This is a genomic window from Fibrella musci (assembly GCF_041321105.1).
GTDB classification, from domain to species: Bacteria; Bacteroidota; Bacteroidia; order Cytophagales; family Spirosomataceae; genus Fibrella; species Fibrella musci.
In genome coordinates this window covers 68,728-80,734 of the sequence record NZ_JBGGWD010000005.1, presented here as the reverse complement: position 1 = coordinate 80,734, position 12,007 = coordinate 68,728, and the positions used below count along the sequence as shown (strand labels likewise).

11 protein-coding genes are annotated in these 12,007 nt (G+C 58.1%); 8 read left to right on the top strand and 3 right to left on the bottom strand.

Annotated features, from left to right (window positions below; genetic code table 11):
* The first annotated feature begins 21 nt into the window (after positions 1 to 21).
* The 5 genes from ACAW74_RS16730 to ACAW74_RS16710 all read left to right on the top strand — a co-directional run bounded on the left by ACAW74_RS16730 (position 22) and on the right by ACAW74_RS16710 (position 5,217).
* Complete coding sequence (locus ACAW74_RS16730; protein ID WP_370699360.1) at positions 22 to 717, top strand: ABC transporter ATP-binding protein; 696 nt, start codon at positions 22 to 24, stop codon at positions 715 to 717.
* A gap of 98 nt (positions 718 to 815) precedes the next feature.
* Positions 816 to 2,057, top strand: coding sequence for an ABC transporter permease (locus ACAW74_RS16725; protein WP_370699359.1), 1,242 nt, complete (start codon positions 816 to 818; stop codon positions 2,055 to 2,057).
* 84 nt (positions 2,058 to 2,141) lie between these two features.
* Positions 2,142 to 3,311 (top strand): ABC transporter permease, encoded by a 1,170-nt coding sequence (locus tag ACAW74_RS16720; RefSeq protein ID WP_370699358.1) that lies wholly within the window; start codon positions 2,142 to 2,144, stop codon positions 3,309 to 3,311.
* A gap of 101 nt (positions 3,312 to 3,412) precedes the next feature.
* The gene (locus ACAW74_RS16715; RefSeq protein ID WP_370699357.1) at positions 3,413 to 3,781 is read left to right on the top strand and encodes a four helix bundle protein; all 369 of its coding nucleotides are present in this window, start codon (positions 3,413 to 3,415) and stop codon (positions 3,779 to 3,781) included.
* A gap of 53 nt (positions 3,782 to 3,834) precedes the next feature.
* Positions 3,835 to 5,217: a sigma-54-dependent transcriptional regulator gene (locus ACAW74_RS16710; RefSeq protein ID WP_370699356.1), complete on the top strand. Its 1,383-nt coding sequence runs from the start codon at positions 3,835 to 3,837 to the stop codon at positions 5,215 to 5,217.
* A 61-nt stretch (positions 5,218 to 5,278) separates the two neighbouring features.
* On the opposite strand, the gene ACAW74_RS16705 is transcribed toward ACAW74_RS16710, so the two are convergent.
* On the bottom strand, positions 5,279 to 6,376 hold the full coding sequence (locus ACAW74_RS16705) for a Gfo/Idh/MocA family protein (protein ID WP_370699355.1): 1,098 nt from the start codon (positions 6,374 to 6,376) through the stop codon (positions 5,279 to 5,281).
* 65 nt (positions 6,377 to 6,441) lie between these two features.
* On the opposite strand from ACAW74_RS16705, the gene ACAW74_RS16700 reads away from it, so the two are divergent.
* Entirely contained in the window at positions 6,442 to 7,737 is a 1,296-nt protein-coding gene (locus tag ACAW74_RS16700) for a sensor histidine kinase (protein WP_370699354.1), read from the top strand.
* A gap of 55 nt (positions 7,738 to 7,792) precedes the next feature.
* Here the strand turns inward: ACAW74_RS16700 and ACAW74_RS16695 are convergent, their stop codons facing one another.
* Together ACAW74_RS16695 and ACAW74_RS16690 are read right to left on the bottom strand one after the other, a co-directional pair.
* Positions 7,793 to 8,974 carry a quercetin 2,3-dioxygenase gene (locus ACAW74_RS16695; RefSeq protein WP_370699353.1) on the bottom strand — a complete coding sequence of 394 codons (1,182 nt, stop codon included), beginning with the start codon at positions 8,972 to 8,974 and terminating at the stop codon, positions 7,793 to 7,795.
* A gap of 228 nt (positions 8,975 to 9,202) precedes the next feature.
* The gene (locus ACAW74_RS16690) at positions 9,203 to 9,637 is read right to left on the bottom strand and encodes a hypothetical protein (RefSeq protein ID WP_370699352.1); all 435 of its coding nucleotides are present in this window, start codon (positions 9,635 to 9,637) and stop codon (positions 9,203 to 9,205) included.
* A gap of 162 nt (positions 9,638 to 9,799) precedes the next feature.
* Here ACAW74_RS16690 and ACAW74_RS16685 point away from each other — a divergent pair, with 162 nt between their 5' ends.
* Both ACAW74_RS16685 and ACAW74_RS16680 read left to right on the top strand, forming a co-directional pair.
* Entirely contained in the window at positions 9,800 to 10,717 is a 918-nt protein-coding gene (locus ACAW74_RS16685) for a histone deacetylase family protein (protein WP_370699351.1), read from the top strand.
* A gap of 72 nt (positions 10,718 to 10,789) precedes the next feature.
* A complete protein-coding gene (locus ACAW74_RS16680) occupies positions 10,790 to 11,998 on the top strand; it encodes a DUF5009 domain-containing protein (RefSeq protein ID WP_370699350.1) in 1,209 nt (402 codons plus the stop codon).
* The last annotated feature ends 9 nt before the right edge of the window (positions 11,999 to 12,007 follow it).

The window sequence follows — 12,007 nt, the reverse complement described above, 5'->3', positions numbered from 1 at the left end:
GGGGGTGCGGTCCTTCCTTCCATGATACACCTTAAAAACATCGAAAAAGTGTACCGCACCAGCAGCATCGAGACGCTGGCGCTGACCAACGTGAACCTGCACATTGGGGCGGGTGAATTTGTCTCGATCATGGGTCCCAGTGGCTGCGGCAAATCGACGCTGCTGAACATGATGGGCCTGCTCGATGCCCCCAGCGCGGGGCAGGTCGAGATCGACGGGAAAACGGTGACGCAATACCGCGATCAGGAACTGGCCCGGCTGCGTAACCAGCACATCGGCTTCATTTTCCAGAGCTTCCACCTCATCAACGACCTGTCGGTGCTCGACAATGTGGAGATTCCCCTGCTGTATCGGAAGGGCGACGAGGCGGGTTCGTCGCGGCGGCAGCTGGCGCAACTGGCGCTGGAACGGGTGGGCCTGAGCAACCGCATGAAGCACTTTCCGGGGCAGTTGTCGGGTGGGCAGAAACAACGCGTAGCCATTGCGCGGGCCATTGTGGGGCGGCCCAGTATCATCCTGGCTGATGAACCCACCGGTAACCTCGACAGCGGCATGGGCAACGAGATCATGGGCATTCTGCAACAGCTGAACGCCGACGGCGCCACGATCGTGATGGTCACCCACGACGAAACGATGGCCAAGAAAACGCACCGCCTCGTCCGCCTCTTCGACGGCTCGATGGTGGGGGACTCAACGTTAATGTACAATGAACAATGAATAATGGACGTACGCAAGCATACCGCTAACGCGGTTGTAGGCCTGCGCAAGCCATTCATTGTGCATCGTCCATTATTCATTGTTCATTCTGACAAGCTATGCTGACTAACTACATTAAAATCGCTTGGAAGGTGTTGCTGCGGCATCCGTTCTACACCTTCATCACCCTGTTCGGCATCAGTCTGACGCTGACAGTGCTGATGGTGCTGACTTCCTTTATCGACCACCTGGTGGGGAGCCATTATCCCGAAGTCAACCGCGACCGGTCGCTCTACCTGTTGCACATGAGCCTGCGCGACTCGTCGGATCAGTACGGCAGCAACAGCGACCTGAGCTATAAGTTTCTGAAGAAACACGCGCTGTCGTTGCAAACGCCTGAAAAAGTGGCGCTTATCTCGACCTGGGCCTGGGCCAATTCGTACGTGGGCGACAAACGCATCAAACTGAAAACCAAGTTCAGCGATGCGACTTTCTGGGACGTAACCCAGTTTACGTTTCTCGAAGGTAAACCCTATTCGCCGCAGAACGTCAACAACGGCGACCTGGTGGCGGTGATTTCCGATGCTTTCCGCGACGATTATTTCGGACTGGACGAGCCGGCCGTGGGCAAGACCATCGAAGTCGACAACACGCGCTACCGGGTGAGTGGGGTGGTCAAATCGGTGCCTATTACCCGGCTGTTTACGGCCGCCGAGGTATACCTGCCCTACACGGTGCCCAAAAGCAACTATCAGCGCGGTGAGTATCTGGGCTCGTTCAATGCCATCATTCTGGCCAAAAACAAAGGCGACTTCCAAGCTATTCAGGACGAATACAAGGCGTCGGTTGGGCGGATTCCGAAGCCATTTCAGGATGGCTGGATGAAGGTGTTTCACCTCCACACCAACGCGCTGCCCTACGTCGATACCTTCCTGAGCAATTTCCCGACGGGCCCCGACAGTACCATCCTGTATACCGTCATTGGCCTGATCATGTTCCTGTTCATGCTCTTGCCGGCCATCAACCTCATTAACCTGAACGTAGGCCGGAGTATGGAACGCGCCTCGGAGATCGGCGTCCGGAAGGCGTTCGGGGCACCGGTCCGGGTGCTGCTGGGGCAGTTTGTGATCGAAAACGTCTTCATCACCCTGCTCGGCGGCCTCATCGCCCTCACCCTGTCGGGGCTGACCATCGTTCTCATCAATCAAAGCGGCTGGATTGCACACAGCGACCTGACCATCAACCTGTCGGTGCTGGCCATCAGCCTGCTCATCTGTCTGGTGTTCGGCGTGGTGTCGGGTGTAGTGCCTGCCTGGCGCATGGCCAAACTGTCCATCGCCGACGCGTTGAAAGTCAATTAGCGAATTAGTGAATGAGCGATTGAGTGACTGCTTGGCAGCGTTTTTATTCACTCATCCGCTCATTCACTCAATCACTCATCTATCATGATCCGTCATCTGTTTACCCTGATCTGGAACAAAAAGCGGAGCAATGCGCTGCTGCTTGTCGAACTACTGGCCTCGTTTCTGGTGCTGTTCGGCGTTACGAGCCTGATCGTTTATAATGTCAATAATTACCGCGAACCCATTGGCTATCAGTATAAAGACCGGTGGGTGGTCAATGCCGACTGGGGCCAAACGCCCGACTCGCTGGTGACGCCCGTCTGGCAGCAACTGAAACAGCGGATCGGGGCGTACCCAGAGGTGCTGGCGGTCAGTTCGTCGTCGGGTAATACGCCCTTTGCCAATAGTACGTCCAATGGCGTATCAAATTATAACGGCGTGTCGGTCAATACGTATAACTTCTGGACGGATGACGACTTTGCCCGCACCATGGACATGCCACTGCTCGAAGGGCGCTGGTTCGATGGGTCAGACAAGGCGGCGGTGATAACGCCGGTGGTGGTGACGCGCAAATTCCGCGAGAAGGTGTTTGGCGACGAACCCGCCGCAGGCAAGCTGATCGTCAGCGACGACAAAAAAGATAAAAAGCGCATCATCGGTGTGGTCGACAACTACAAGCGCAGCGGCGAATTTGAGAAAGTCGAAGCGGGGATGTTCTACCGGGCGCACCCCGGCGACTGGCAAAATGCGCTGGTGCTTCACGTACGACCCGGCACCGACGCGCAGTTTGAGGCGAAACTGATGAAAGACCTTGGGCAGATGGCCAAAGGCTGGAACCTGGAACTGAGCCATATGGACGATCAGCGCGAAAACCAGCACAATCTGTCGCTCGTGCCCATGATCATTTTTCTCGTTGTGAGTTCGTTTTTGCTTGTGAACGTGGCGCTCGGCCTGTTTGGCGTACTCAACGTGAGTATTACCCGCCGCCGGGGTGAAATCGGCCTGCGCCGGGCGTTGGGCGCTACCGAAGGCAGTATTTCTCGGCAGTTTGTGGGCGAAATGTGGGTGCTGGCTACTTTTGCGCTGGTGCTGGGCCTGCTGCTGGCGGGGCAGTTTCCGCTCATGAATGTGTTTGACCTCGATGCCCGCGTATACCTGATGGCCATGCTGATTTCCGGGGTCGTGATTTACCTCATTGTCACGCTCTGCGCGCTGTACCCCAGCCGACAAGCCGCGATGGTGCAACCTGCCGTGGCGTTACACGAAGAGTAGCGGGGATAGCAGGGTTGCTTCGCGCGGGGATGGCGGGGGGCGTTGTCAGGCAAACACGAGTCAGCATGCCGGAAAGAAGTTAACTATCGGACTTGTATACAATGAACGCCCAAAAACTGTTTCGATTTGAAGACTTAACCATTTGGCAACTGGCTATAGAGGTTGGCGATGCGCTGTTTGATATTGCCGACCAACTGGAAGCGAAACGGTTATATCGGTTTGCCGAGCAACTCCGTGGCGCTGGGATGAGCATATCAAATAACATTGCTGAAGGGTCTGGAGCCTCGTCACCGAATGAGTTTAGACAGTTTTTGAATTATGCTCGTCGGTCATGCTACGAATGCGCTAATATTTTGGTCGTTGTTCAGCGACGCAGCCAAATTGACGAAGATGTGAAGCAGCGGCTGTTTGTCGAACTGGCGAATCTCAGCCGCAAGATTTACAACTTCCAGCAAACGATTCGCTCGTAACCCTGCCACCGCAGTGCCCCTGCTATTCCCTGCACGTAGTCTCCCTGCCATCCATGCTTTTAATCATCGACGACGATACGGCTATTCAACTGTCGCTCTCGCTGCTGTTCCGGCGGGAGGGCTTCGCCGTACGCGTGGCCGACGGGCCTTTCGAAACGCGGGCCGTGCTGGACGAAGAAACGCCGGAAGCCATTCTGCTCGACATGAATTTTTCGGTCGAAACGTCGGGCGACGACGGGCTGCGGTTGTTGCGCTACCTCCGCGAACGGCTCCCCAACGTACCTGTGGTGCTGATTACGGGCTGGGGAAGCATCGGCCTCGCCGTAGAAGGCATGAAAGCCGGCGCGAGCGATTTCCTGACCAAGCCCTGGCAAAACGACCACCTCATCCAGTCGGTCCGGACGGCCATCAACCTGGCCAATAAGCCAGGTACGTTCCCCTCAGCGAGTCGGCGGCAGCTGAACGAGCAGTTTCAGTTTGACAACATCGTGGGTGAAGACCCGCAACTGCTCGACGTGCTCACGACCATCGGCCGCGTGGCCCCCACGGATGCGCCGGTGCTGATTACGGGCGAAAGCGGGACGGGCAAAGAGCTGATTGCCGAGGCCGTGCACCAGAATAGCCGACGCAAACGCCAGCCCTTCGTGAAGGTCAATCTGGGTGGCATCTCGAGTACGCTGTTCGAGAGTGAGTTGTTCGGCCACGTGCGGGGCGCCTTCACCGATGCTAAATCGGACCGAATCGGGCGGTTTGAACTGGCCAATAAAGGCAGCATCTTCCTCGACGAAATCGGCGACCTCGACGCGGCGAGTCAGGTGAAGCTGCTGCGCGTGTTGCAGGACCGGACGTTTGAGCCGCTGGGCAGCAGCAAAACCCGCACCGTCGACGTGCGGGTGATCTGCGCCACCAACCGCAACCTGGAGGAAATGGTCAGGCTGGGTACGTTCCGCGAGGATCTGTTTTACCGGATCAACCTCATCACGGTGCGCCTGCCCGCCCTGCGCGAACGTCCCGCCGACATTCCCCGGCTGGCGAGCTTTTTCATCAATAACCTCAAAACGATGTATGCCCGGCCCAAGCTGGATGTCAGCAAGGAAGCGCAGCAGTGGCTCAAAGGCCTGACGTTACCCGGCAACATCCGGCAACTGAAAAACGGCGTCGAACGCACGGTGCTACTGACCGCCTCCGACACGCTCACCGTCGCCGATTTCGAGAAACACCTGACGCCCGGCACGCCCGATTCCCACGCCCTCGGCCAACTGCCCCCCGTAGGTACGTTGACGCTCGGCCAGATGGAACGCCAGATGATCGAACGGGCGATGGCCTACCACCACAACCGCGTCGCCAACGTGGCGCGGGCGCTGGGCATTACCCGTTTCGCCCTCTACCGCCGACTGGATAAATACGGTATCGCCTACAAACCCGACGACATGTAGAGACGTAATCCGTTACGTCTCTCCGGCGTCAGCCATTCACCCCACGCAACCCCTGCCTATTTCACGCCTGTTTCCAGTCGATTTCGATACGGCGGCCGGTGTCGGCGGCGCGGACGATGGCATCGATAATGCGGATGTCTTTGAGGCCTTCGGCGCCCGACGCTATCGGGTCGGTATTGTCGAGGATGTTGGCAGCGAAGGCGTCGAGCTGCCGGATTTGCTGAAAGGGCGGGGTCGTCAGTTCGATCTTGCCTTTCGACGAGTCGCCCCGGGCGCCGGTGGCGTTGAAGGCGGGTTGCAGGCCAAACCACTGGTACCCCGTGGTTGCATACAGCCGGTCGACGTAGGACGTGTACGTGGTGGATGAACTCGACAGCGCGCCGCCCGGAAATTCCATCTGAAAAAACATACTTTCGTAAATGCCTTTAAACACCGTCTTATCGCGCACGAATCCCTGGGCCGTTACGGCAATCGGGTCTTCGCCGATGGTGCGGCGGGCTCCCTGAATGGCATACACCCCCAAATCCATGATGGCTCCGCCACCGCCCAACTGCTTATTGAGTCGCCACGATTTGGGGTCGGCCATCGAAAAGCCCAGGGCCGTTTCCATCAGTTTCACCGTGCCCAGTTCCTTCGATTGGGCCAGCCGACGTACCTCCAGATGATGCGGTTCAAAATACAGCCGGTAGCCCACCGACAGCTTGACCCCGGCTTGCCGACACGCCTGAATCATTTGCTCGCACTCGCGCACGTTGAGGCCCATCGGCTTCTCGCAGATGACGTGCTTCCCTGCTTTCGCCGCCCGAATCACGTAGTCGGCGTGCATCGAGTTGGGCAGCACCACATACACAATGTCGATGGCCGGGTTGTCGGCGAGGCGGTCGAATGTCTGGTAATCGTAGACGTTTTCGCGCGGAATACTATATTTCTGCATCCACTCCTGCGCTTTGGCGGGCGTGCCCGTCACGATCCCGGCCAGTTGGCAGCGTTCGGTATGCTGAAGGGCGGGGGCCAGTTGCAGCGTGCTATACGTACCCAGCCCCACCAGCGCCACGCCCAGCTTGCGGTCGGGAGCAAACGAAGGCCACGGGTTGGCCTGGTTGGTCAGCAACGCACTACTGCCAAGGGCAGCCTGGCCAAGAAAAAGTCGTCGGTTCATGGTTTGTGGGATTGACGGTCCGCAAGACCTCGACAAGATACCGAAATACCCGTCTCCTTTGTGTTATGCGCTTTCAAACCCGTTACCTCGTCTACATCCTGCTGCTCCACGTCCTGTTGGGCTGGTTGCTGTTCACGGAATTGCGACAGGCAAAACCCCTGTTTGCATCGAAAGGGGTGTTATTGATTGCCGTCGAAGTGCTGATTATTCTGTCGCTCTATACGGCCTTCTCCATTTACCGGACCTTTCGGCAACCCTCGGCGTTCATTGCGTCGGGCATCGAAGCCATTCGGGATAAAGACTTTACGATCAAATTTGTCCCGACGGGCAACATCGACGTCGATGAGCTGATTCGGGTTTACAACCTGATGATCGATCAGTTGCGGCAGGAACGTACCCGGCAGGCCGAGCAGCAGTTTTTCCTCGATAAACTCATCGACGCGTCGCCCATTGCCCTGCTGATTTTTGACTTCGACGCGCGCGTGGCGGGTATCAACCCCAAAGCCCGGCAACTCCTGAAATGCCCCGAGGCCGATCTGTTGGGCAAGCCGCTGTCGGCCATCGACCACCCGCTGCTGAACCAACTCGACGCCCTGCCACCCGATCAGCCGCAGATCGTCAGGCTGACGGGCGTGGAGACGTACCGGGTGCTGCGTGGGCAGTTTATCGACCGGGGATTTGGGCGGCAGTTTCTGTTTATTGAAGAGCTGACCGCCGAGATCATCGACACCGAGAAGAAGGCGTATGGGAAGGTGATCCGCATGATGGCCCACGAAGTCAATAACTCGATTGGCGCAGTTAATACCATCCTGAACATTGTGGAGCCGACCGTGCAGGAGGCCGATCTGCAACGGGCGATGCGCGTGGCGATCGAGCGCAACGAGCGGCTGAATGGCTTCATGCGGCGGTTTGCCGATGTCGTGCGCTTGCCGGTGCCTCACCGTGTTCCCGCCGATATGGCCGCGCTGGTTCGGAACATCGCTAACCTGATGGACCCGCAAGCCGAAGCTCGCGGCGTAACGCTAAGCGTGACAGCCCCTGACAACCCCACTAGCTGGCTGATGGACGAATCGCAGCTGGAGCAGGTGTTGATCAACGTCGTGAAAAATGCGCTCGAAAGCTGCCGGGCGGGCAACACGGTGACGCTGGAATTAGCAGCGCGCCAATTGGTCATCCGCAACAACGGCGACCCCATCCCCGACGAGGTGGCCGGTCAGTTGTTCAACCCGTTTTACAGCACCAAACGCGACGGCCAGGGCATCGGCCTGACCCTGACCCGCGAGATCCTATTGAACCACGGTTACACGTTCTCGCTACGTACCCAACTCAATGGCTGGACGGAGTTTGTCATTAATGGATAATGAGCGATGCCAAGGCACCGAATGTACATGAACAACGCCCATTATTCATTAAAGATCAATGTTTAGCACCCACCTGTCCCGGTGGTGGGCCTGGCATTTCGAGGGGTACCAGATCCAGTTCAGCCATTCGGCTAAAGTTGGGTGGGCCGCCGGGTCCTTGTGGGTAGACGTGCTGCGCATACGGGTTTTGCGACCGGAAGAATAACTCAAAAATCCCTGGTGTCAGCAGGCCCACAAATCGGGTGTACGGTTTGACAAGCTGATAGGCATGAATGGTTCCTGCGGGGACAGCCACAAAATCGCCGGGTTGCACATCGATTGTCGACTGGTTCGCAATCATGCGAAGTTGACCATCGATGCAGAAAAACGATTCCGAATGTTTCAGGTGGTAATGTTTGATGATCATTTGAGTGACCGGACCTTCCGTTGTAACAACCAGAAGCTTGTTGTTAGTCGTCGCATTGTCACACAAGATGCCAAAGAGCTCGTTCCCAATGGTATAGCGATCGCCTTCGCCCGCCGCCAGTACGTAGGGTACCGCCGATTTGGGCAGTTGGGCGTTTGAGACGCGTTCGGCATGACCGGTAGTCAGCGGCTTACCGTCGAAGTGTACATCAGCTACGGTTTCTGCCTTTTTCAACGTTGCCTGATCGATGGCAGGGACATCATCCGATGGTTGAACCGTGCCGATGTAGGGTTTTCCCAGTGTTCGGTAGAGGGCGTCCATCCGGTTGCCATTGCTCATGGAGACCAACTGCGTATGGTGGGAAAGCAGGCGGAAGGCATGGGATGTACCGGGCGGGACACTGGCAAAATCACCCTTTATGAGACGGTAGTGCCTATCGGCCAGCCAGAGTTCAAGTTCACCGTCGAGCACCAGGATTGCTTCGTGCGTTTGGGCATGCGTGTGCGACGGCAGCATGGCCCCTTTCCCACCCGTAATGACAGTCCACTCATACAGATCGCCTGTGTCGGCGGCCCGGGCCATCCTGTTCACGACCAACCCGCCTACCAGGTAACGTTCACCGTCGCCACTACGTAGGTAATAGGGGATTTTCTTCCCGGGAAGTTCTCCTTTGGGCGTTATGGCCTGAATCGCGGGCAGGCCACCGTCGATGAACGCGCCTTTATCAAATAGGGCCGCGTCGGCTTGCTGTGCCTGGGCGAATAGGGTAGTTCTTGTAAGTAAGACCAGGAAGCCTAATGCGGTTCCAAGCTTACAAAGGGATGTCCTCATGTGGCTAGTTACGTGAATAGTGGTGCAATCAACAGGTTCACTAAACGGCCGCATAAGCCGTTTTCCATGATGATCTACTTGGCGTAACTAGTGAAAATAGCAAGAATTTATACTTAAGTATGATAATAACAGACAATGCACAATGGGCTGACGCAAGATCACACTTGCGTCGGCCCATTGTGCATTGTCCCGCAGCGGCGGACCGCATTATTCATTGTGCATTCACGATCACCCCCGGCAGAAGGCTTCCCACAGGCGGGTATAGAGCACCTTGGCGTAGTCGCGCAGGCCGGCGGCGCTGCCGTTGATGACAACGGGCGCAAACCGACGTTTGGCGGTGGGCATGGCTTCAACCCGGATCGACGGGCGACCTTTGGTGTTGGCAACCAGCCGCAAACCGGCATCGGGCAGGTCGATATGCCCATCGCGCGGGCGGTCCGACGGGTCGGCGTTGGCTAATTGATGGGTAAATTGTTGCAACCGATTCGCATCGTACCAGGTCAGCAGGGGCATCTTGAGGCGATCGGTTTGAAGGCCACGTTTGCCCACAAAATGCAGCGATAACAGCGAGCGGTTGGCATCCTGATCGCGGCGATTCTGAACCAGTACGTCGAGAAGTTCGAAGGGCACCGGCTCGGCGGAGGTAGATAGTTCGATGTTCATAGGGTCGATGAAATTGGTATTGGATAAACTGCCCTTGCTGCTTTTGGGTTTTCTAACTCGGGACCGCGAAGACCACCAAATTACGAACGCAGTACGCTATACGTTGAGACTCATTTCCTTAGCGGGCGTCAATTTTTATCCAACGGCCCATCATTTGTTTAGATGCTCAGAATCGCCTACGCCCCGCTTTATAAGCACGAATTGCCCACCGGACCCAACGGCGAACCCCACCGGTTCCCGATGATCAAATACGAACTCATTCACGAACAGCTGCTTTATGACGGCACCTGCACGGAGGCCAACTTCTTCGCCCCCGATCCCGTCGACGACCGCTGGGTGCTGGGAGTGCACACGGCTGGGTACGTCGACGCCCTGAAAACGCAGACCGTCGATGCCCGGATGGTCCGGCGGATTGGCTTCCCGATGTCGCCCCGGCTGATCGAGCGCGAATGGGTCATCACGCAGGGCACGCTCGACGCCACCAAACACGCCCGCCGCGACGGCGTTGCCATGAACGTGGCCGGGGGGACGCACCATGCCTACCCCGATCATGGTGAAGGCTTTTGCCTGCTCAACGACGTGGGCGTAGCGGCACACTACCTGCTCGAAACGAGGCAATCAAAGAAGATACTGGTCATCGACCTCGATGTGCATCAGGGCAACGGTACGGCGGTGATGTTTCAGGGGGAACCCCGCGTGTTTACGTTCAGCATGCATGGCAAAGACAATTATCCGCTCAAAAAAGAACAGTCGGACCTCGACGTGGAACTGTCCACCGGCACCCGCGACGACACGTACCTGAACCTTCTTTATGACACGCTGCCCCGGCTCCTGACCGAGCAACAGCCCGATTTTCTGTTCTACGTGGCGGGTGTCGATATTCTGGAAACCGACCGACTGGGCAAGCTGGGCGTGTCGATGGCCGGCGTGCAGCAGCGCGATGGGTTTGTGTTCGAAGAAGCCCGGCGGGTGGGCCTGCCCATTGTGGTGTCGATGGGCGGCGGGTACTCGCCCCGCGTGGCCGACATCGTCGATGCCCACTGCAACACCTTTCGGACCGCCGCCAATCTGTATTTCTAAGGCGGTTTGACCCGCTCGGGTCGTTAAAAGCGATTCGATCGGGCTTATCTTGGGGGCGTAAACCGGCCTGCTATGGTATCGACCGCTTCCGCTACAACCAGCCCACACCGGGTGCTCACCCGCGTCGACTCCATCGACGTGCTGCGGGCGCTGACGATGGTGCTAATGATCTTTGTCAATGACCTCTGGTCACTGACGGCCATCCCGGCCTGGCTGGAACACGTACCTGAGGGGGCCGATGGCATTGGCCTCGCCGACGTGGTGTTCCCGGCTTTTCTGTTCATCGTGGGGCTGTCGATCCCGTTTGCCATTCAGCACCGACGTACCCGGCAGGAAACCGACACGCAGATCGCCGGGCATATCCTCACCCGCGCCGCCGCCCTGCTGGTGATGGGGCTGTGGCTCGTCAACGGCGAATACATAAACGAAGCGGCCACGGGTATTCCCCGCCTTGGCTGGAACGTACTGGCCTGTAGCGCCTTCATCCTCATCTGGAACACGTACCCCAAAACTGGGTCGCCGGTCCGCCGCCGCATCGGTCCGCTTGTCGGCTGGGTGGTGCTGCTGGGGCTGGCCCTGCGCTACCGGGGCGGAGATCCGTTGGGACCGTTTGCCACGCACTGGTGGGGTATTCTGGGCCTCATTGGCTGGTCGTATCTGGTGGGAGCGCTGGCTACCTTGCTGGCGGGCGGGCGCATCGCCGTGCTGGCGATGATCTGGGTGGCCTTCTGTGGGCTGAGCGTGGCGGCAAAGGCCTATGCGTTTCCGCCGTTGGTGCAGTGGATACCCGACGCCATCCGGGGAGGCACCCTCGCCGGCCTGACGTTGGGCGGGGCGCTGACGGCCACCGTGTTTCGGTGGTGCGTCGAACGAGGCTACGGGCGGGCCATGACCCTCGGCTTTCTGCTGGCGTCGGTGGGGCTGATCGGGCTGTCGATCTACACCCGGCCCATCTGGGGGCTGGCCAAACTGGGCGCTACCCCCGCCTGGCTGTTTCTGTGCAGTGCGTTTACGTTGCTGGCCTTTACGGCCCTGCACTGGCTGGTCGACGTGGCGGGTAAGGGCCACTGGTTTCGGGCGATCAAACCCGCCGGGACCGACACCCTGCTGTGTTACCTGATACCCTACTTCGCCTATGCGTTCGTCGAGTTTGCCGATCTCCACCTGCCCGCCGTCCTGCTGACGGGCGGTATCGGGCTGATCAAGTCGCTGCTGTTTGCGTTGCTCTGTGTGGGCGTGACGGGTGGCCTCAACCGACTGGGTATCCGGCTGAAGCTGTGACGCCGCCCG